Raw genomic sequence first — 17,310 nt, forward strand, 5'->3', positions numbered from 1 at the left:
GGATTGAAACCTGCGGGGCGTTCAGCCAGAGGTCCGTTGGCCGATTTTGCCCCGTACCGTCAGCAGTCCCGCCAGCGCGACCAGCGCGAAGCCGGCGCCGGCCAGGAACGTTCCTTTCGGTCCCGCGATATCCCAGAGCGCGCCGGCAATGATGCTGGCGGCGAGCATCGCCACGCCGCCGAGCAGGTTGAAGAATCCGAAAGCCGTGCCGCGCAGCTCGGCCGGCGCGGTGTCGGCCACCAGCGCGGCCAGCAAGCCTTGCGTCAGCCCCATATGCAGGCCCCAGAGCACGACGCCGAGCGCGACGCCGCTTATCGAGGGCATCAGGGCCAGCACGACATCCGCAATGATCAGCACCACAATGCCGCCCGCCAGCACGATCGTGCGGCTCATGCGGTCCGACAAGACGCCGGCGGGGTAGGCGGCGAGGGAATAGACGACATTCATGGCGACCAGCACGGCAGGCACCAGCATGATCGGCAGTCCGACATTCTGGGCGCGGAGAACCAGGAAGGCTTCGCTGAAACGCGCCAGCGTGAACACGCTCGCGACCGCCACCACCCACCAATAGGCCGTTCCGAGGTTCTTGATCTCGGCCAGGCTGATCGGATTGCGCACGGTGCGCAGCGCTTTCGGCCGTTCCGGCTCGCGCACGGCGAAGGCGATCAGCGCGAACGCCAGGAAGGCGGGGATCACGGCAACCCAGAACACCGTCGTGAAGTTATCAGCCGTCCACCACATCAGGGCGATGGCAAGCAGGGGGCCGAGGAAGGCGCCGATCGTGTCGAGCGATTGGCGGAGCCCAAAACTCGCGCCGCGCAGGTCTGGCGGCGAGAGATCCGCCACCAGCGCGTCGCGGGGGGCGCCGCGAATGCCCTTGCCGATCCGGTCGACGAAACGCGCAGCCACCAGCCAGCCGACGGTTGGCGCCAGCGGAAACACCGGCTTGGTGAAGGCCGCAAGGCCATAGCCGATGGCAGCCAGCCATTTGCGCTTGCCGAGCCAGTCCGAGAGTGCGCCGGAGAATATTTTGGTGATGGAGGCGGTGGCCTCGGCGATGCCTTCGATGACGCCGACCGTCACCATCGACGCGCCGAGCACCGTGACCAGGTAGATCGGCAGCAGCGCATGGATCATCTCCGACGAGACGTCCATCAGCATCGAAACGAATCCGAGAATCCATACGCCCGGTGGAATGTCCCTGATCGAACGGGTCGGCTTGCTCTCAGCGGCCATGTCGTCTCTCGCGCCGCCTCATCGTGCCAACAGCCGCCGGCAGGCATCGACAAACACCTCGGCGCCCGTGACGATGTCGGCGTCGGCGGTGTTCTCGGTCCAGTGGTGCGAGATGCCGCCGATCGAGGGCACGAACAGCATGCCCGCCGGCATGACGGTGGCAAGGACCTGCGCGTCGTGGCCGGCGCCGCTCGGGATGCGGAGCGATCTGCCGCCGGCAAAGGCTGCGCCGGCTTGTTCGATGGCCTGCTGGAATGAGGCGTCCATCAACGCAGGCGCCCCGGTGCGGATGCGCTCCACCGCGACGGTGCAGCGTCCCTGCGCGTTGACCTCTGCAGCCATGCGGCGGAGGAGATCTTCCAGCCGGGCGATCACGGCGGGATCATCGTCGCGAATCTGGAACAGCATTTCCGCCGCCCCCGGAATGATGCTGGGCGCACCGGGATCGAGCGTGATGCGGCCCGTAGTCCATACCGTGCGCGGACCGCAGGCCGCCGGGAAGCGACCGTCGATATCGACGCAGAACCTGGCGAGCGCAAGCCCGGCGTCGCGGCGAACCGCCATCCGCGTGGTGCCGGCGTGGTTCTGTTCGCCGGTGAAGGCGATGCGGTATTGCCAGATGCCAACGATGGACGTGACGATTCCGATGTTGAGACCGCTGCTCTCGAGCGTCTCGCCCTGTTCGATATGGGCTTCCAGATATCCGATATGCCGACCTTGTTCGCACCGTGTGCGGGGGCGGCCGGCAAGACCCGCGTCGCGCAGGGCATCGCGCATGCTCTTGCCCTCGTTGCGGTCGCGCGCGGTGTCGATATCGGCTTCGGTGACGCCGCCGACATAGGACCGGCTGCCGAGGAAGTGTCCGAAATGGCCTTCCTCGTCGCACCACGCCGCGACTTCAACGGCGCCTTTCATATCAGGATCGGTGTTGATGACGCGGGCGGCTTCGAGCGCATAGACCACGCCGAGCGGTCCATCGAGCCAGCCCGCATAGTTCTGGCTTTCCAGGTGCGATCCCGCCAGCAGCTTCGGCCCGTGTTTCGTGCTGGTGCCGAGGATATTGCCGATGCCGTCGATCTCGCCCGCAAGGCCGGCCTCGGGCAACCGCTCGACCAGCCACGACAGCGAACGCAGATGCGGCTCCGAGAATGTCGGCTTGTGGACACCGGACTTATACGTGCCGATTGCACGCAGGGCGCGAAGGTCGGAGAGAACACGCGCACCATCGACGCGTGAGAGATTGTTGGTCATTGAGTTTTCGTACCTGTCGGCCCGTAGTTCTCCGGAGAAGAACAAAGTTCCTGATGTGGTCCTCCGGTTAGAACAAAGTTCCGGAGATCGTTCTGGTGGTAGAACGAAGTTCCTGCAATATCACCAATTGCCTCATCTATCCCGTCGATAGCAGCTATCCCGTCGATAGCAGCGCCAATGCGAAAACGGCAAGCCAGGCCACGATGACGAGCGCCGCCACGGCGCCGGCTGTGATCTTGGCCTTCTCCTTGAGCGTGTAGTCGCGCATTCTTTTCGCAAAACGTGTGAGGACATGCGGCCGTTGAAACGACTTTACTCACTTGGTTTCAGAAAAGAAGCAATTCTCGCATGGCGGGTGGTGAAGAACGAAGCAAGCCGAAATTGTGGTTCGCAGCGCGCCAAGGAAAGGCGGACGCCGATTGAGCGAACCGAGGTCCTGGGGCCGATGGGGATTGACGGAAGTCGCGTGGATCGCGCTAGGAGAGGTGGCTTCCCCGAATACTGACCATGCAGTGAGTTTCGGTCATCCGGTTTTTGATGGCCGCGACGACCTCATTGGCGAACGCAATGTGAGAGTCGGTCGACGTCAGGCGATGCGGCTGAGACGCTTTTGACTTGCATCCGATGCGGGCTTTGTAGGCATCGAGCTCGTGCCCGAACTTCGCGCGAGCCTGTTTCAGATTGGCCATTCCGTCGCGCGAGGATCTCGATCCACAGGATGCTCCCTCCTACACAAACGCCGCGGTCGGCTCATCTCAATACGTTTTAGGGATACGCAGAAAAAGGGCCGCCTCTCGGCGACCCTATCCCTAATCGACAACCATATTGGGGTTAGACGAGTCGCAGAGCGGCCTGGCTTTTCCGCCGATAGGCCATGAAACCAACACCAGCGAAACCAAGGATCAGCATCGCCCAGGTGGAAGGCTCCGGTACCGCGGCTATAGCCTCAACGTCGCCAAGGCGCACTTGCCGGATATCGTCGAGTTGACCGTTGGCGGCTACTGTAATTGTGCGAATCAATTGGTCGTCAAGCGCATGGACGTTGAAGAATCCGCTTCCGCTGATCGCCAGAAACTCGGTGAAGGCCGTGCCAAACTGGTCGATCGCCGTGATGGTCACGCCTGTTGCGCCACCCGAGCCGTTGGAAGCCGTCACCTTGAACACACCGTCATTGTAGCCCAACGTGGTGTCCGTTAGCGTCCACGACAGATAAGCGATGCTATTGTCCGTCCCCGTGATCGTGGCTTGGCCACCCGAACCAACCAGAGCTTCGAGGCCCGTGAACGTCACGCTGGTCCCAGCGTTGGTCGTCGTTGTCAGTGTCAGGCCGTTATTAGAGCTAACCGGGCTTTGATACTGGACGTTCTCATCGAATGATCCGTTTCCGGACGTGATGACGAGGCTTGCGTGGGCCGATGGGACGGCTGCACCGAGGAGGCTCATCGCCAAGACTGTTAATCCCAAATGCGTACGCATTATCTCACCTCGAAAAAATTGCTTTGAATAATTCCAATAAGAACTCTATTGCCAGTTTTTCCCAGTGTCAAACGATTTAACTGATATTTAACTGTTTCAGGCGAGCGCCTAATTCTACTCATCGTTGCCGAATATTCCTCGCCTACCTCTCGACGAGAATAATGCGATTTAATTTCGGGCAGGGCGCGATATTTAATTTCGGGTAAAGCAAGCAGGAAAGGCGGCGTTTTCTTGCTCTCTCTTCGCTGCTTTGTGGTTCGAGAAGCGTCACCGCAGCCTGGGTAGACCATTTCGGGAGTGACCCGCGGTGGGGATGGCCCGGCGCGTGTCGTCCGGAAGCGTCGTGCGTCGGGCCAGCTTTAAACGCAAATTGTCCGATCGACGGGGCGGAGCAGTGGCAAGTTGTCGGAACATTGGCGCTCCCTAGCGGAATCGAACCGCTCTCTCCACCGTGAAAGGGTGGCGTCCTAACCGATAGACGAAGGGAGCAAAACAACAGGAAAATCAAGGCGTTATGCGCTTGATGGGCCGTGTTGGCCGCCGGCCATCCATGTTGCATGGCGGCGGCGACGGGCGAACGTATAGTGGCGTTTGGCCGGGTGGGCAAGCCGCTCGAAAAGGCGTTTTGGGACTGTTTTGATCGCCATCGACATGATGGCCGAACGCGGCGAAACGGCCGTCTCAGGCAACGGATTTTAAAGCCGCATGGCGTTAGGCTGTATCGGAGGGAACTTTCGACATGGCTTTGCTATCGAGCAAGAAGCGCGAGACGCGCAAATCGTTGAGTCAGCCCGGGTGGATCACGCTCGAAGGCGGTTTTGCCGCGCGACAGTGCGTGGTGCAGGATCTGTCCACGACGGGGGCGAAGGTCACGATCGACGATCCCAACTCGCTGCCGGCCAAGTTGCGGCTGGCGTTTTCGCGCGATGCCAGGACCGGACGCCGCTGCGAGGTGGTCTGGCGCCGCGGCAAATCGGTCGGTGTCAAGTTCGTCCGGTAAAGCGTTTTCCAGCGAAGTGGAGGCCGGTTCGCGGCAAGAAAACGCGTCAAAGCAAGAATCGGGAGTCATGTTCCGATTCAATCGGAACAGGACACTCGTCTGGTGCTGATCCGCAAGCGGCGATAAAAGGCCGGATGCGAAAATTCCTCCTGGTCATGATGGCGGTGCTGCTGCCTTCGGTTCCCGCGCTCGCCGGGCAACTCCGTCTCCAGAGGTCCGACAAGGCCGCAACACCTGGCAAGGCGCTTCCGCTGAAACGCCCCGGCTCGGCCAATGCATGCGCGGAATACGGCGCGGGCTTCGTCAGAATCGAAGGCACCAATACCTGCATGAAGATCGGCGGCGCGATAAGCGTCGGCGCCGGTGTGTCCAGCGGCTCGCGCTAACAGACCCTTACGTCATCGGCGGCGCGATGAACCTGGTGAAGCCGGGGCGGGCGGCAAATTGCGCGAACCAGCGTTCGAGGTTCGGCAGTTCCGGCTTGGTGACGCCTTCGACGCCGAACCAGCGCCGCGCATACGCGCCGAGCGCGATATCGGCGATCGTGAACTGATCGCCTTCGATGAAGGGCCGTGTTGCCAGCTGCGCCTCGACGATCCGCCACACCAGGCCTTCCGCATCGGCATCCTTCTGGATCGCGACCATGTCGCGCTTTTCGACGGGGGTGCGCACCAGCGCCCAGAACACCGGCCGGTCGACCGGCTGCAATGTCGAGAGCGTCCAGTCGAGCCAGCGGTCGACGCCGGCGCGCGCCTTCGGCTGCGAGGGATAGATCGGCGAGCCCTCACCATAGGCCATGCAGAGATAGCGCATCACCGAATTGGATTCCCACAGCACGTAGTCGCCATCGACCATCGTCGGCACGCGGCCGTTCGGATTCATCGCGAGGTAAGGCGCCTCGTTGTTCTTGCCGAATTGCATGCCGGCGTCGATGCGCTCATAGGCGAGATCGAGCTCGGCGAGACACCACAGCACTTTTTGAACGTTGACCGAGTTGGCCCGGCCCCAGATGGTGAGTTGTTGTTTCTTGTTGTCCGCCACGCGCCTCGCTCCCGACTGATCTGCTTGTGCTCAGTTCTTAGCCGAAGATCGACGAAAAAGCGCGCGCTTAGCGCTGGGCCGGCGCTAACAAAAAACAGGCTCTGCCGCAGGGCGACAGAGGCCATTTCTCGCATTACGCGTGGCGAACACCGGCCCGGTCAGTGGCCCAGGAACAGCCACAGCAGAATGATCACCGGAATAGGCACGCCCAGCAACCAAAGCAAAATTCCTCGTCCCATCATTTCCTCCTTCAAAATGGATTCGAGGAGAAAACGCGCCATGCCGTGGCCCGTTCCTGCGGATAAAACAACGCAAGCGAAGGAACGTTTTATGATTTGGGAATTTCCGCGAGCGTCAATCCAATCCGAAACAGCGAGTAGCCGTCACGCTCCACCGCCTCGCGCACTTCGGCGTTGACGTCGTCGGAATGGCGGCTGCGCGTCAGCCGCCATTCGTTCTCACTGGTCTCGTTCGGAAACGGCGCGTCCGCCCGGGTCACGAGCCGGTAGCAGGGATGACGGACGTGGACGAAGAAATGGTACAAGGACCTACCAATGGCCGGTGTTCGGCATTGATGCCCACGGCTCCGCCGGCGGCTTCGGCTCGCCCTTCTGCAACAGCTCGATCGAATGCAGATCCGGTGAGCGCACGAACGCCATGTTGCCGTCGCGGGGCGGGCGGTTGATGGTGATGCCGGCCTTCATCAGGCGGTCGCAGGTGGCGTAGATGTCGTCGACCTCGTAGGCGAGGTGGCCGAAATGGCGGTCCTCGCCGTACTTCTCCTCGTCCCAGTTATAGGTGAGCTCGACCAGCGGCGCGCCGCGGTTCTGCGGCGCGGCCTTGAACAGCCCCTCGTCCTCGGGCGCGCACAGGAACACCAGCGTGAAGCGGCCCTTGTCGTTGTCGACCCGGCGTACTTCCTTCAGCCCCAGCGCATCCTGGTAAAACTTCATCGCGATATCGAGATTGCGGACGCGCAGCATGGTGTGGAGATAGCGCATGTTTGTTGTCCTCTTGAAGGCTTGCGAAACTGGAGATCGTTTCAGCTCCCGAGGGTAACAACTAGCAGCAAATTGCGGCGTAGGGCAGGGGTGGTGGGTCTCACTCTGTCCCGTTTACGTGAAAATCCGAGCAAGCGCGAAACCGCGAGCCAGCCCGCTGTGAACTAAAAGCTTGAATGCTGCGGTGATAACCTAACGTGTCAGCGCCGGAATAAGACTCTCAAACAACTCCACGAGCCTTTGTCCGGTCATTCCGACGGCGGCGATGATGGCCAGGGCGATAAACCCGGCGATGAGGCTGTATTCGATTGCGGTGGCGCCGTTCTCGTCGCGCAGAAACTTCCCAAACATTCCCATTCTCTCTCGAATTTTGACCAGAAACGATGTGGCACGCGCAAGTTGCCATCCAGAAAACCAAAAGCGTAAAATTGCAGTATTCATTGATGCGAAGCCGGCGTCGATGGTTGACTTCAATAAGTGACGCTAATAGCGGCCGTTGGAGCTTGTGTTTGTCCCGGCTGGGTTGTTCGGCTCTGTTTCGGACACCAGAGCGCCCCATTACTTGCGTGATCCCCTCCACATACGCAGCCGGCGCCGCCCTGCATTGTCGCACCAATGGAGGGATCAATGATGTATTTGCTCCACGGCCTGCTTATACTCGCGATGGCTTTCTTTCTCGTGCTCCCGATTACCGATTTCAGGACGGCCCGGATGAAATTGTCCGTGGTAAGCAGCCTCGGCATACTGCTGGCGGCAGCGGTTGTCGTGCCGCGCCTGATGCATTAACGAAGGAAATGCCCGCCTCGACGCGTAACGACCGGCGCCTTTCGAGGGCGGGCGGTTGGCTGACGCGAACGGGGGATCGGCATGATTATCGTAACCGGCAGCATTCTAGCGCGCGAGGACACGTTCGACGATGTGCTTCGATCCTGCATCGAGCATGTCGAGCGCTCCCGCAAGGAGCCCGGCTGCATTTCGCATGACGTGCATGTCGATTGCCAGAACCCGATGCGGCTGTTCTTCTTCGAACGATGGGAAGACGAAGCGGCGTTGCGCACGCATTTCGCCGTCGAAGGCTCGAAGGCGTTCGTGAAATCGCTGAAGGGACGGATCGTCGAAACCTCGGGGACGAACATTTATCGTACCGAGGCGATACCGCGATAAGGCCACCGCGGCGAGGTCTAGAGCAGGGGATTGCAGTACGTCCAGTCTTCCGGCCAGAACCTGTTTCCGATCCAGCCCAGCGTCGCCGCCACCGCGAAGAAGATCAGCGCGGTCGGGATCAGTTCGTGGATGCTGAAGGTCTCCGCCATGATCGGGCCGAACAGGTGTGCGGACAGTCCCGCGACACCAATGCCGACGCAGAACAGCAGCACTTGCACGGCCCAGATCACGATGGTGCGAAACAGCATCATGGGACGACGATAGCGCGGGTGACCGCATCACCGATGTGACCGGTGGCACAGTCGCCTCATCAGCGGAAGCGTTAGCTGTTGCGCATCCGCTTCGCCTGGGAGGCTCAAGATGCTGGCGTGGGTTTTACTGGTCGCGAATCTGCCGACGATCGTGTGTACGATTTGCTCCGCGTTCCTCGCCTACAAGGAAAAGCCGCAGTGGGCCTGGTTCGCAGGGTTGGCCGTGCTCGCCAGCATCGGTGGCTTGCTGACGCTCCGCGTCGTGCACGCGCAGCAGCTCGCATGGTGAGCGTGTAAGTACCGGACCGGACGCAGTCTGGCCCCTCTGCGCAAGTTAGTATTTGCCGTCAGGTCAGACCTTGACGTCCACCAGCGGCGGTTCTTCGGTCTGCAGGTCGGCCAGGGCCGCTTCTATGGCGGCTGCCTTGGCGTGGTCGACGGCTTGCAGATCCTGATTGATCGTATGCGCCGGCGCCTTGGCGGTCTGATCGACGACGAGTTGTATTCTGGCCTGTGTCACTTCTGCCGGTACGGGATAAATGACCATGGGATAAACCCTCCTGGTCAAAATTTGTCAGGCCCGTGTTTACGTCTTGTAAAGAGGTTCGGTTAACGGCGGGGTGCTACGGCGCAAAGGGGTAAACAGAGGCTTAAGGCTTTCTGTTTCCGTGCCCGATCCAGAGCGTTAATGCGTCTGTTCCAGCCGCTCGGCGTAGAGGCGGAATTCCTCGGCCATCTCGATCAGCTTCTTCGAGGCTTCCGGATCCTTCACGGCTTCAGCGAGCCGCCGGGCCCTGGTGGACTGCTCTCGGTAATGGTCGGCTTGGGTCATCGCAGCACCTTTTTAGATGAGTACGGATGACGCCAAAAAGGTTCGACGGCCTGCACCGCGAGGTAACGGTATCTTAAGAAGGCAATCATGCCGGAAAATGCGCCCCCTGTTCGTTCCAAGAGAACAAAGGGAGTCCTTTCTCGATGGACGCCTGATTGCTTCGCTTCGACCTCCGCTCGGTCCGATGGTTAGGCAGCATTGCTGGAATTGGACGGCGATGAGGGGGGCGTTTGCAGCGGGAAGCGCGGCACGCGCCCGAGAGGTCTCGAACTCGCTGCTGCGGACTGAACTGATTGCGCGAAACCGACCGCGTGCGGAAGTCGAAAGCGCTGCGGCCGCCGTCTCAAATTCACTGAGAAAACGCAGATAACCCTATACGGTTGGCTGGTCCGCACCGCGGGCGAACCGCATAAGGCGAACTGACGCCCCGACCTCCGGCACTCAACGATCCGGCAATTTTTCGCCTGACGATCTGTGATAGGTCGCGATGGCGACGAAGCCGGCGTAACCGATCACATTGATCAGAATTTCCATCCACACGGGCATGACGCACTTCTCCGTGTAGATAAACTCCACAGGGGCGGCTTTGTTCCTGCGCAATCTTAGATGGTCAGACCCGCGCGATCGCATGGCTCGCGATCCCGCGGCGCATCCGGTCTGGTCTATCAATGAAAACCCCGCCTACATCCGCAGATGCCGACGGGGTCATTCGTGCTTTCACCTCTCGCAAGGTTGCTGCACTTGAGAGGAAAACATCGAGGCGTCTGCTTCGTTCCGCTTTGGTCGCGGAATTTTCCTGCGGGTTCCGTGCGTCATATTCTATCGGTGATAACGCAACGGCGGCGGAATGCTCCTTGCCGGTTCCGCTTCAACGCCAGAACGAGGGCCGACCGGATCCGTTCAGCGCGTTCGCCAGCGTCGTCTGGTAATACTGCTCGCGCTCGCGTTCGAACTTCTGCTGGGTTTCCCTGAAGCGTGCCACGCGTGCGGCGATTTCGGCGCGATCGCGCGCGAGTCTTTCTTCCTTCTCCGTCATCGCCCGTCCGTCTTATTGTTTGATTCGCGCCCCGCGACATTGGCCTGCGCGATTGGGGCACGAATTGGACGCATTGTGATCGCGCGGTCGTTGAGGCGAAGGCGGTGGATAAGGCGTGGCGGCATAGCTTGATAGCCATGCACGTGCCGCTCCGCCGGGCAGGGCGCATCGATCTGGCAATCCGAACGCCCGTGCTATAGTCCGCGCGGCCCAACAACTCGGAAACATTAGCGGTGATCGCCAAGGATTTGCGCAGCGGCGTCGAGCAGCTCGGCAACATGATCGCCGAGGCTAGTTGCATCGTCCCCTTTACCGGTGCCGGCATTTCCACCGAATGCGGCATTCCGGATTTCCGTTCCCCCGGCGGCCTGTGGACCCGCAACCGCCCGATCGCATTCGACGAATTCGTCGCCAGCGCCGACGCGAGGGCCGAGGCCTGGCGGCGGCGCTTTGCGATGGAAGAGACTTTTGCGGCGGCCAGGCCCGGCCGCGGACATCGCGCGTTGGCCTCGCTCTACAGGGCCGGCAAGACACCCGCGATTATCACCCAGAATATTGATAATTTGCATCAGGCGTCCGGCTTCAAGGCCGACGACGTGATCGAGCTGCATGGCAATACCACCTATGCCCGCTGCATCGGCTGCGGACATGCCTATGATCTTCCTTGGGTAAAGGCGCGTTTCGAAGAAAATGGCAGCGCACCCGACTGCACCCTCTGCGATGAGCCGATAAAGACCGCGACGATCTCTTTCGGACAGGCGATGCCGGAAGACGAGATGCGGCGCGCCACCGAACTGGCCCAGCAATGCGATCTGTTCCTGGCGATCGGATCCTCGCTAGTTGTTTGGCCCGCCGCAGGTTTTCCGCTGATGGCCCGGAATTGCGGCGCCAGGCTCGTGATCATCAATAACGAGCCCACGGAACAGGATGATGTGGCCGACCTGGTGATCCGTCACGACATCGGAGAGACGCTCGGACCGTTTGTAGGCAATTGATCGCCAACTGATTCGTGATTGATTCGTGGCCGTTGCAAGTCTGTTTATAGTTCTCGCCCGAATTGTTTTTTAGCTATGCGCCGCAATCGGTAGTGTTATCTTTTGATTCGAGAGATTCGCGCTGCGTTAGCATGATGGTCATGGTAGGGCGCGTGTTCCGGTCCGCTTCGGCGACAAGCGGGCCGCTTTTTGAGAAGTGTGAGGTCCGGGGTCATGGGGTCGGACGAATTTGGGTCCAAGAAGCTCGGGGGCCCGCCATCAGGCGGAACAGGGCAAAACAGGATTGGACCAGGTGAATACACAACCGGAGCGCAACGCGACCCGGCGGTGGATGCGTTATCGGGGCTCGGCGATGCCGCAGCCAATCTTGTCGAAATATCGGGCGTCATCAAATGGTTCGACGCTTCGAAGGGCTACGGCTTCATCGTGCCGGACAATGGCTGGCCCGATGTGCTGCTGCACGTCACCGTGCTCCGGCGCGACGGCTACCAGACGGCCTATGAAGGCGCGCGGCTGGTGGTTGAATGTGTGCAGCGCGCCAAGGGCTATCAGGCGTTCCGAATCGTCTCGATGGACGAATCGACCGCGATCCATCCGGCGCAAATGCTGCCGCCCCGGACCCACGTCAGCGTCACGCCGACCAGCGGGCTGGAGCGGGCCCAGGTCAAATGGTTCAATCGGCTGCGCGGGTTCGGCTTCCTGACCTGCGGCGAGGGCACGCCGGACATTTTTGTCCACATGGAAACGCTGCGCCGTTTCGGCATGACCGAGCTGCGGCCGGGCCAGTACGTGCTGGTGCGCTTCGGGCCGGGGTCCAAGGGTATGATGGCGGCCGAGATCCATCCGGAGACCGGACCGTCGGCGCTGTCGTCGCATTAGTCCCGCCGGACAACTGACGGAAACGTGAGCCGCCCGCCGTGCACTTGCACGGCGGGCTCTGGCATTTGCTGCGATCCCTGGGGTAGGGTTCGCCGGCAATTCCCCTTGAGATTTCCGCGTGAGTGCTTTGATGAATTTCGCCTTGATGATGGTGCGGCTTCGCTTCGCGGGCCGCCTCGTGGCGTCGCTGGCGGCGGCGTCGGCCGTGGTCGTCACCCTCTGCGCCAGTCCCGCCGCCAGGGCCGCCAGCTTTCAGCCGCTCGAGATCGTCACCAAATCGGGCGTGCAGGTATTCTCGGTCGAGATGGCAACGACTGAGGAGGAGAAGACCCAGGGGCTGATGCACCGGAAGGAGCTGCCCGACGGCAAAGGCATGCTGTTCGATTTCTCGCCGGAGCAGCAGATCTCGATGTGGATGAAGAACACCTACATCCCGCTCGACATGATCTTCATCCGCGCTGACGGCCGCATCCTGCGGATCGCCGAAAACACCGAGCCGATGTCCACCAAGATCATCTCATCGGGCGGGCTGGCCAGGGGCGTGCTGGAAGTGATTGCCGGCACGGCGCAAAAATATGGAATTCAGCCCGGCGACCGGGTGGCGCATCCGCTGTTCAACAAGCGCTGATCCGGGCCTTCCGTCGCCTTGCTGGCCGCGGTTTTAGCGTGTATCGACGCATTTCCAGGGGATCGGGGTATAGCGCAGCCTGGTAGCGCGGCAGTTTTGGGTACTGCAGGTCGTTGGTTCGAATCCAGCTGCCCCGACCAACAAAATCAATGACTTGCTGCGTCCTTTTCGATTGAGGCTTCCCATCGGGAGGGGCAGGGGAACATTTGTGGCGGGTAGGAAGACGATTATCCTGGCGCGGCAGGCCCTTCTGCTGGGGTTTGCGATTTGTTTTGTCGCCGTAGTGGGGTGCCGGACGGCTGCGGCCAATCCCGCGCAGATGATTTCTGATTTCCGGCTCAAGCACGGCGAGAAGCGCGTCACCCTGGATGCGACGCTCACACGCATCGCGCACGATCAGGCCCAGGCGATGGCCGCCAAGGACCAGCTCGATCACGATGTCCTTGGCCGGTTCACGACGCGTGTAAACCCTGCAGGCGCAGGCCGGGCCGCGGAGAACATTGCCTACGGCTACGACAGCTTTCCCAAAACCCTCGATCAGTGGATCAATTCGTCAGGGCACCGGAAAAACCTGCTGTTGCCCGGCGCGACGCGCGTCGGTGTTGCCAGCGTGAAGAGCGCGAAGACCGGCCGCATGTACTGGGCCATGGTGATCGCCGGCGACTATGAGCGTCCCAAAGCGCCCAAGAGTCTGCCAAAGAGCTCGCCGAAGAGTTCGCCAAAAGACTCGCCGAAGGAATCAAAGCAGGCAAGCGCTGCGAAGCCCAAATCGCGCGCTGCCGAGAACTGCCGGCTGAAGATTCTCAGCCTGTGCTTCTAGAACCGAAACCGCGGAAGCAGTGAATCTTCGCCGCAGCCGAGATTTTGCGGCTTGCAATATTGTTCCCTGTATGTTCTCATTGATCATCTTCGGAGGTGACCAATGGACGTCGAGAAGCAACGGGAAATCATCCGGCTCTGGAATCGCATGCGCCAGGTCGAGGGTCCACTCGCGGAGGAAATCCGGATCCAGATCCTTGAATATTTTGCGCAGCCGGATTCGCCGGGCGCGCGCATGAACGAGCGACGCGAAGTGCTCAATCGTTTGCCTGTCAGGACCGCGCAACTCTATCGCATCGGCGACCGCAGCAACAACGCAACGCTCTGACGGCTTTCGTATTTCGGCGGGTTGATTCGCCGCCGGTCAAGATTGACGGAATCGATCCGCGGTGCAAGCTGCGTGCATGTTGTCGCGTGTGCGCAATCATTTTCGAGGTGCGAAGTTCGCCCGCATGAGCAGCGGGACGTATTGCATCATCCGCGATCTCGGGCTGGTCAAGGGCGGCAAGGGGATGCGGCACCATGAGGTGCTCGTCACTTTCAGCCTTCGCGCGCTCTGGCGCGCGATCGGACGGGTTTGCCGGCGCCTTATGACGACGTCGAAAGAGCCGGAGGTTTCGGCTCGACCTGTTACGGACAACGTAGCCACAATGGCGCGGCCATCCGCGATCAGCGCTGCGCCGCCTGCCACGCCAGCAATTTGTGCTCCGCCAGCGACATCGCCACCGACGTCACATAGCCCGTTACCCCTAACAGGATGACGCCGGCGAACAGGTCGGCCGAGCGGAACGCGCGGGCCGAGAGCAGCACCCAATGGCCGAGGCCGTCGAGGCCGGCGAGGATCTCGCAGACCACCGACAGGATCAGCGCGACCGTCAGGCTGAGGCGCATACCGGCGAGGATGTCGGGGCTGGCCGAGGGCAGCGCGATCTTGAAGATCACGGCAAGCCGCGACATCTGCAGCGAGCGCGCGACCTCGTAGAGCCGCGGTTCGACCGCGGCGAAGCCGTGGATGGTCGCGAGCATGATCGGCCAGATCGCGCCGAATGAGATCACGAACAGCGCCATCGCCTGTGTCAGCCCGAGCATGGCGATCGCAACCGGAATGATTGCGGAAACCGGCAGCGGCCGCAAAAATTCCAGCGAGGGCGCGACATAGGTTCGCATCGTGCGCGACGAGCCGATGATCGCGCCGATCGCGATGCCGGCGATGGAGGCGAGAAGCCAGCCATAGGCCATGTGTTCGAGCGTGCCGGCGAGCTTGCCCCAGAGATCGCCGGAGGAAAATCCGCGCACCAGCGACGCCCAGGCCCTGTCAGGTCCGGGCAGGAACACCGGCGAGACCAGTTTCAGATTGGTGATCAGTTGCCATAGGCCGATGAAGCCGGCTGCGACCGCAAAACTCGCCACCCGCCAGAGGATTGCGCCGCGATTCATCGGCCGTCTCCGCTCATCGCGGCGCGGCCGAACAGGCGGTTTTGCGCGACGACCAGGAGGACATTCAGTGCGTAGCCGATGGCGCCGATCCAGACCAGATAGGCCAGCATCAGGTCCGGGCGCAGCGCCTGCTGCGCCAGCATGATGCCGGCGCCGAGCCCGAGCGGATTGATCGCGATTTCGACCGTGACGGCGACGATCAGCGCGATGCCGGCCGCCAGCCGGAAGGCGACGAAGATCCGCGGCAGCGCCGCTGGGATGATGATCTTCCAGACCCGCTGCGCCGGCGGCAGGCGCAATGCCCGCGCCACTTCCATCAGCCGCGGCTCGATGCTGCGCACGGCCGCGCGGGAGAGGATCAGGATCGGCCACACGCAGGCAAACGCGACGATCACGATTTCCATGCGATAGCCGAAGCCGAGCGCAATCAGCGCGATCGGCAACAGCGCGATCGAGGGAATCGGGCGGATCGCCTCGACGGTTACTTCCATCAGGCGGTTGAGCGTGTCGGAGATTCCGAACGCGATGCCGAAGGCGAGGCCGATGGTGGTGCCGATCGCAAGCCCGGCGAACGCTGAAAACAGCGTGTCGCGGGTCGCCGCCAGGATGGACAGATCGGCAAAGGCCCCGAACAGCGCCATCACGATATCGCTCGGCGGCGCAAGGCTGTCGCTCTGCAGGTGCGTAGCACGGGCCCAGAGCTCGAACGCTGCCAGCACGGCAAGCGGCAGCGCCAGCGCCTTGGCGGAGCCCGCCGTCATTGCTCGGTCGCCTTGATGAAATCGAACAACTGCCGCCGCAGCCGCAAAAATTCCGGATGCTCGCGGGTTGATAGCTGGTCGCGCGGCCGCGGCAGGTTGACCGCCAGCTCGATGCCGATCCGTCCCGGATGCGGCAGCAGGCCGATGACGCGGTCGCCGAGATAGATCGCTTCATCGAGGTCGTGGGTCACAAAGATCACGGTGGCGCCGCTCGCCGCCACCAGCGACAGCACCTCGTCCTGCAATCCCTGCCGCGTCATCGCGTCCAGCGCGCCGAACGGCTCGTCCATCAGCAGCGTCTTTGGCTCCTGCGCCAGACAGCGGGCGATCTGCAGGCGCTGCTGCATGCCGCCAGACATCTCGGACGGATATTTGCCGGCATGGCCGGGCAGCCCGACGGTGCGCAACAGTTCCTCGATGCGGGCAGGGCGTTCGGCCGACGGCATGCCGGCCGCTTCCAGCGCCAGCGAGACATTACCCGCTGCGGTGCGCCACGGCAGCAGCGCCTTGCCATAGTCCTGGAATACGATTGCGATCTCGCGGCGCGGCGCGCGCATCGGCTGGCCGTCGAAATTCACTCTTCCGCTGGTCGGCTGGTAGAGACCGGCGGCCAGACGCAGCGCCGTGGTCTTGCCGCAGCCGGAGGCGCCGACGATGCAGAGGAATTCGCCGGGCTGCACGCCCAGGCTCAGATTCTCGATGATGGTTTTGCCGCCGAGCTGCAGCGTGGCCGCGTCAAAGCTGATTTGCGGCGCAGGCGTGCCGGGGCCGGCGTCGAGGCGTTTTGCGGCGCTTGCCATGATGTCAGCTCTCGCTGCCTGAGGGATAGACGAAGTCCATGGTCGAGCGCAGATGCGCCGTCAGCATTGCCTGTGAACCCTGCACGTCGCGTGCGATGATACGGTCGGCGAGCAATTGATGGGCCCGGACGAATTTCTTGCCGCTATCGAAGGAGCTCATCATCACGCGCCGGTAGCGGTAGGCCTGATCGTAGAGATCGGAATGTGCCGCCAGCAGGCGTTTCGAGCCGCAGGCCGCCAATAAAGCGGTGTGAAAACCCTTGTGCAGCCGGTCGAAATCCTCCGCGCCCTCGCGGAATTCATCGCCGGTCCGCTCGATGTGGCGGCGCATCTGGTGCAGCGCGCTGACGATGCCGGCTTCCCAGGCGTCGTCGCCATGGATAATGGCGAGCCTGATGGCCTCGACCTCAACCGCCGTGCGCATCGTGGTGATGTCGAGCAGATCCTCGCGGCTGATATCGGCAACGCGAAAGCCGCGCTGTCCGATGCCGACGATCAGCCCGCGCGACATCAGCCGCGACAAGCCTTCGCGCAGCGGCGTGGCGCCGATCTCGTAACGCTGGACGAGATCGACGATGCCGAGGCGGGCCCCCGGCGGCAGATGGCCGGCGAGGATATCGTGCTCGACCAGCGTGGCCGCGCGTTCGCTCAGCGTGGTGGCGTCGGTCACCGGTCGATTTGCATGGCGGTCGGAGACCGGCAT

27 protein-coding genes and 2 tRNA genes are annotated in these 17,310 nt (G+C 62.0%); 11 read left to right on the plus strand and 18 right to left on the minus strand.

What is annotated here, in order from left to right:
* Positions 1-21: 21 nt before the first annotated feature.
* The 5 genes from LMTR21_RS19900 to LMTR21_RS19920 all read right to left on the minus strand — a co-directional run bounded on the left by LMTR21_RS19900 (position 22) and on the right by LMTR21_RS19920 (position 4,452).
* Positions 22-1,236 (minus strand): MFS transporter, encoded by a 1,215-nt coding sequence (locus LMTR21_RS19900; RefSeq protein ID WP_065756272.1) that lies wholly within the window; start codon positions 1,234-1,236, stop codon positions 22-24.
* Between the two features lie 18 nt (positions 1,237-1,254).
* A complete protein-coding gene (locus tag LMTR21_RS19905; protein ID WP_065756271.1) occupies positions 1,255-2,487 on the minus strand; it encodes a Zn-dependent hydrolase in 1,233 nt (410 codons plus the stop codon).
* A 476-nt stretch (positions 2,488-2,963) separates the two neighbouring features.
* Positions 2,964-3,176 carry a hypothetical protein gene (locus tag LMTR21_RS19910; RefSeq protein WP_065756270.1) on the minus strand — a complete coding sequence of 71 codons (213 nt, stop codon included), beginning with the start codon at positions 3,174-3,176 and terminating at the stop codon, positions 2,964-2,966.
* Positions 3,177-3,318: 142 nt separating this feature from the next.
* A complete protein-coding gene (locus LMTR21_RS19915) occupies positions 3,319-3,936 on the minus strand; it encodes a PEPxxWA-CTERM sorting domain-containing protein (RefSeq protein ID WP_187399381.1) in 618 nt (205 codons plus the stop codon).
* A 441-nt stretch (positions 3,937-4,377) separates the two neighbouring features.
* Positions 4,378-4,452 (minus strand) — tRNA-Glu (locus LMTR21_RS19920).
* 250 nt (positions 4,453-4,702) lie between these two features.
* Between LMTR21_RS19920 and LMTR21_RS19925 the strand changes: the two genes are divergently transcribed.
* On the plus strand, positions 4,703-4,963 hold the full coding sequence (locus LMTR21_RS19925; protein ID WP_065756268.1) for a PilZ domain-containing protein: 261 nt from the start codon (positions 4,703-4,705) through the stop codon (positions 4,961-4,963).
* A 134-nt stretch (positions 4,964-5,097) separates the two neighbouring features.
* Positions 5,098-5,349 carry a porin gene (locus LMTR21_RS19930; RefSeq protein WP_065756267.1) on the plus strand — a complete coding sequence of 84 codons (252 nt, stop codon included), beginning with the start codon at positions 5,098-5,100 and terminating at the stop codon, positions 5,347-5,349.
* 7 nt (positions 5,350-5,356) lie between these two features.
* On the opposite strand, the gene LMTR21_RS19935 is transcribed toward LMTR21_RS19930, so the two are convergent.
* The 5 genes from LMTR21_RS19935 to LMTR21_RS41845 all read right to left on the minus strand — a co-directional run bounded on the left by LMTR21_RS19935 (position 5,357) and on the right by LMTR21_RS41845 (position 7,479).
* Positions 5,357-6,004, minus strand: a complete 648-nt coding sequence (locus LMTR21_RS19935) for a glutathione S-transferase family protein (protein WP_065756266.1) — start codon at positions 6,002-6,004, stop codon at positions 5,357-5,359.
* A gap of 158 nt (positions 6,005-6,162) precedes the next feature.
* Complete coding sequence (locus tag LMTR21_RS41465; RefSeq protein ID WP_283813560.1) at positions 6,163-6,285, minus strand: hypothetical protein; 123 nt, start codon at positions 6,283-6,285, stop codon at positions 6,163-6,165.
* A gap of 47 nt (positions 6,286-6,332) precedes the next feature.
* Positions 6,333-6,548, minus strand: coding sequence for a hypothetical protein (locus LMTR21_RS19940; RefSeq protein ID WP_065756265.1), 216 nt, complete (start codon positions 6,546-6,548; stop codon positions 6,333-6,335).
* A 4-nt stretch (positions 6,549-6,552) separates the two neighbouring features.
* Positions 6,553-7,005, minus strand: a complete 453-nt coding sequence (locus LMTR21_RS19945) for a VOC family protein (RefSeq protein WP_065756264.1) — start codon at positions 7,003-7,005, stop codon at positions 6,553-6,555.
* A gap of 192 nt (positions 7,006-7,197) precedes the next feature.
* Positions 7,198-7,479, minus strand: coding sequence for a Flp family type IVb pilin (locus LMTR21_RS41845; protein ID WP_430642574.1), 282 nt, complete (start codon positions 7,477-7,479; stop codon positions 7,198-7,200).
* A gap of 153 nt (positions 7,480-7,632) precedes the next feature.
* On the opposite strand from LMTR21_RS41845, the gene LMTR21_RS40115 reads away from it, so the two are divergent.
* Both LMTR21_RS40115 and LMTR21_RS19955 read left to right on the plus strand, forming a co-directional pair.
* Positions 7,633-7,791 (plus strand): hypothetical protein, encoded by a 159-nt coding sequence (locus LMTR21_RS40115; RefSeq protein WP_187399441.1) that lies wholly within the window; start codon positions 7,633-7,635, stop codon positions 7,789-7,791.
* Between the two features lie 81 nt (positions 7,792-7,872).
* A complete protein-coding gene (locus LMTR21_RS19955) occupies positions 7,873-8,169 on the plus strand; it encodes a putative quinol monooxygenase (protein WP_065756262.1) in 297 nt (98 codons plus the stop codon).
* 17 nt (positions 8,170-8,186) lie between these two features.
* Here LMTR21_RS19955 and LMTR21_RS19960 read toward each other — a convergent pair whose 3' ends face one another.
* Positions 8,187-8,420 (minus strand): hypothetical protein, encoded by a 234-nt coding sequence (locus LMTR21_RS19960; protein WP_065756261.1) that lies wholly within the window; start codon positions 8,418-8,420, stop codon positions 8,187-8,189.
* A gap of 109 nt (positions 8,421-8,529) precedes the next feature.
* On the opposite strand from LMTR21_RS19960, the gene LMTR21_RS19965 reads away from it, so the two are divergent.
* On the plus strand, positions 8,530-8,709 hold the full coding sequence (locus tag LMTR21_RS19965; RefSeq protein WP_065756260.1) for a hypothetical protein: 180 nt from the start codon (positions 8,530-8,532) through the stop codon (positions 8,707-8,709).
* Positions 8,710-8,772: 63 nt separating this feature from the next.
* Here the strand turns inward: LMTR21_RS19965 and LMTR21_RS19970 are convergent, their stop codons facing one another.
* From LMTR21_RS19970 to LMTR21_RS40125, 3 genes are all read right to left on the minus strand, one after another.
* Positions 8,773-8,967 carry a hypothetical protein gene (locus tag LMTR21_RS19970; RefSeq protein ID WP_065756259.1) on the minus strand — a complete coding sequence of 65 codons (195 nt, stop codon included), beginning with the start codon at positions 8,965-8,967 and terminating at the stop codon, positions 8,773-8,775.
* A 138-nt stretch (positions 8,968-9,105) separates the two neighbouring features.
* Positions 9,106-9,252: a hypothetical protein gene (locus LMTR21_RS40120; protein ID WP_187399382.1), complete on the minus strand. Its 147-nt coding sequence runs from the start codon at positions 9,250-9,252 to the stop codon at positions 9,106-9,108.
* An 868-nt stretch (positions 9,253-10,120) separates the two neighbouring features.
* Positions 10,121-10,288, minus strand: a complete 168-nt coding sequence (locus LMTR21_RS40125; RefSeq protein ID WP_187399383.1) for a hypothetical protein — start codon at positions 10,286-10,288, stop codon at positions 10,121-10,123.
* A gap of 233 nt (positions 10,289-10,521) precedes the next feature.
* Here LMTR21_RS40125 and LMTR21_RS19975 point away from each other — a divergent pair, with 233 nt between their 5' ends.
* The 6 genes from LMTR21_RS19975 to LMTR21_RS20000 all read left to right on the plus strand — a co-directional run bounded on the left by LMTR21_RS19975 (position 10,522) and on the right by LMTR21_RS20000 (position 13,937).
* On the plus strand, positions 10,522-11,283 hold the full coding sequence (locus LMTR21_RS19975) for an SIR2 family NAD-dependent protein deacylase (RefSeq protein ID WP_065756258.1): 762 nt from the start codon (positions 10,522-10,524) through the stop codon (positions 11,281-11,283).
* 213 nt (positions 11,284-11,496) lie between these two features.
* Positions 11,497-12,162, plus strand: coding sequence for a cold-shock protein (locus tag LMTR21_RS19980; RefSeq protein WP_065756257.1), 666 nt, complete (start codon positions 11,497-11,499; stop codon positions 12,160-12,162).
* 130 nt (positions 12,163-12,292) lie between these two features.
* On the plus strand, positions 12,293-12,790 hold the full coding sequence (locus LMTR21_RS19985) for a DUF192 domain-containing protein (protein WP_430642587.1): 498 nt from the start codon (positions 12,293-12,295) through the stop codon (positions 12,788-12,790).
* Between the two features lie 63 nt (positions 12,791-12,853).
* Positions 12,854-12,930 (plus strand) — tRNA-Pro (locus LMTR21_RS19990).
* A 110-nt stretch (positions 12,931-13,040) separates the two neighbouring features.
* Positions 13,041-13,610: a CAP domain-containing protein gene (locus LMTR21_RS19995; protein ID WP_065756341.1), complete on the plus strand. Its 570-nt coding sequence runs from the start codon at positions 13,041-13,043 to the stop codon at positions 13,608-13,610.
* A 102-nt stretch (positions 13,611-13,712) separates the two neighbouring features.
* On the plus strand, positions 13,713-13,937 hold the full coding sequence (locus LMTR21_RS20000; protein ID WP_065756256.1) for a hypothetical protein: 225 nt from the start codon (positions 13,713-13,715) through the stop codon (positions 13,935-13,937).
* A 341-nt stretch (positions 13,938-14,278) separates the two neighbouring features.
* Here the strand turns inward: LMTR21_RS20000 and LMTR21_RS20010 are convergent, their stop codons facing one another.
* Genes LMTR21_RS20010 through LMTR21_RS20025 form a run of 4 tightly spaced genes read right to left on the minus strand, consistent with a single transcriptional unit; the run spans position 14,279 to position 17,310 of the window.
* Positions 14,279-15,046 carry an ABC transporter permease gene (locus LMTR21_RS20010; RefSeq protein WP_065756255.1) on the minus strand — a complete coding sequence of 256 codons (768 nt, stop codon included), beginning with the start codon at positions 15,044-15,046 and terminating at the stop codon, positions 14,279-14,281.
* The gene (locus LMTR21_RS20015; RefSeq protein WP_065756254.1) at positions 15,043-15,807 is read right to left on the minus strand and encodes an ABC transporter permease; all 765 of its coding nucleotides are present in this window, start codon (positions 15,805-15,807) and stop codon (positions 15,043-15,045) included. The genes LMTR21_RS20010 and LMTR21_RS20015 overlap by 4 nt, the downstream gene beginning before the upstream one ends.
* A complete protein-coding gene (locus LMTR21_RS20020; protein ID WP_065756253.1) occupies positions 15,804-16,607 on the minus strand; it encodes an ABC transporter ATP-binding protein in 804 nt (267 codons plus the stop codon). The genes LMTR21_RS20015 and LMTR21_RS20020 overlap by 4 nt, the downstream gene beginning before the upstream one ends.
* A gap of 4 nt (positions 16,608-16,611) precedes the next feature.
* Positions 16,612-17,310 carry a GntR family transcriptional regulator gene (locus LMTR21_RS20025; RefSeq protein WP_065756252.1) on the minus strand — a complete coding sequence of 233 codons (699 nt, stop codon included), beginning with the start codon at positions 17,308-17,310 and terminating at the stop codon, positions 16,612-16,614.

It is taken from the genome of Bradyrhizobium paxllaeri (genome assembly GCF_001693515.2).
Taxonomy (GTDB): Bacteria; Pseudomonadota; Alphaproteobacteria; order Rhizobiales; family Xanthobacteraceae; genus Bradyrhizobium; species Bradyrhizobium paxllaeri.

Coding starts and splice junctions, on each gene's coding strand:
- LMTR21_RS40120 (WP_187399382.1), bottom strand. CDS start 9,252: ATGACCCAAGCCGACCATTACCGAGAGCAGTCCACCAGGGCCCGGCGG.
- LMTR21_RS19905 (WP_065756271.1), bottom strand. CDS start 2,487: ATGACCAACAATCTCTCACGCGTCGATGGTGCGCGTGTTCTCTCCGAC.
- LMTR21_RS20025 (WP_065756252.1), bottom strand. CDS start 17,310: ATGCCGGTCTCCGACCGCCATGCAAATCGACCGGTGACCGACGCCACC.
- LMTR21_RS20015 (WP_065756254.1), bottom strand. CDS start 15,807: ATGACGGCGGGCTCCGCCAAGGCGCTGGCGCTGCCGCTTGCCGTGCTG.
- LMTR21_RS40115 (WP_187399441.1), top strand. CDS start 7,633: ATGATGTATTTGCTCCACGGCCTGCTTATACTCGCGATGGCTTTCTTT.
- LMTR21_RS19980 (WP_065756257.1), top strand. CDS start 11,497: ATGGGGTCGGACGAATTTGGGTCCAAGAAGCTCGGGGGCCCGCCATCA.
- LMTR21_RS20020 (WP_065756253.1), bottom strand. CDS start 16,607: ATGGCAAGCGCCGCAAAACGCCTCGACGCCGGCCCCGGCACGCCTGCG.
- LMTR21_RS20000 (WP_065756256.1), top strand. CDS start 13,713: ATGGACGTCGAGAAGCAACGGGAAATCATCCGGCTCTGGAATCGCATG.
- LMTR21_RS19925 (WP_065756268.1), top strand. CDS start 4,703: ATGGCTTTGCTATCGAGCAAGAAGCGCGAGACGCGCAAATCGTTGAGT.
- LMTR21_RS41465 (WP_283813560.1), bottom strand. CDS start 6,285: ATGGCGCGTTTTCTCCTCGAATCCATTTTGAAGGAGGAAATGATGGGA.
- LMTR21_RS19900 (WP_065756272.1), bottom strand. CDS start 1,236: ATGGCCGCTGAGAGCAAGCCGACCCGTTCGATCAGGGACATTCCACCG.
- LMTR21_RS19930 (WP_065756267.1), top strand. CDS start 5,098: ATGCGAAAATTCCTCCTGGTCATGATGGCGGTGCTGCTGCCTTCGGTT.
- LMTR21_RS19960 (WP_065756261.1), bottom strand. CDS start 8,420: ATGATGCTGTTTCGCACCATCGTGATCTGGGCCGTGCAAGTGCTGCTG.
- LMTR21_RS19945 (WP_065756264.1), bottom strand. CDS start 7,005: ATGCGCTATCTCCACACCATGCTGCGCGTCCGCAATCTCGATATCGCG.
- LMTR21_RS19970 (WP_065756259.1), bottom strand. CDS start 8,967: ATGGTCATTTATCCCGTACCGGCAGAAGTGACACAGGCCAGAATACAA.
- LMTR21_RS19965 (WP_065756260.1), top strand. CDS start 8,530: ATGCTGGCGTGGGTTTTACTGGTCGCGAATCTGCCGACGATCGTGTGT.
- LMTR21_RS40125 (WP_187399383.1), bottom strand. CDS start 10,288: ATGACGGAGAAGGAAGAAAGACTCGCGCGCGATCGCGCCGAAATCGCC.
- LMTR21_RS20010 (WP_065756255.1), bottom strand. CDS start 15,046: ATGAATCGCGGCGCAATCCTCTGGCGGGTGGCGAGTTTTGCGGTCGCA.
- LMTR21_RS19955 (WP_065756262.1), top strand. CDS start 7,873: ATGATTATCGTAACCGGCAGCATTCTAGCGCGCGAGGACACGTTCGAC.
- LMTR21_RS19985 (WP_430642587.1), top strand. CDS start 12,293: ATGAATTTCGCCTTGATGATGGTGCGGCTTCGCTTCGCGGGCCGCCTC.
- LMTR21_RS19910 (WP_065756270.1), bottom strand. CDS start 3,176: ATGGCCAATCTGAAACAGGCTCGCGCGAAGTTCGGGCACGAGCTCGAT.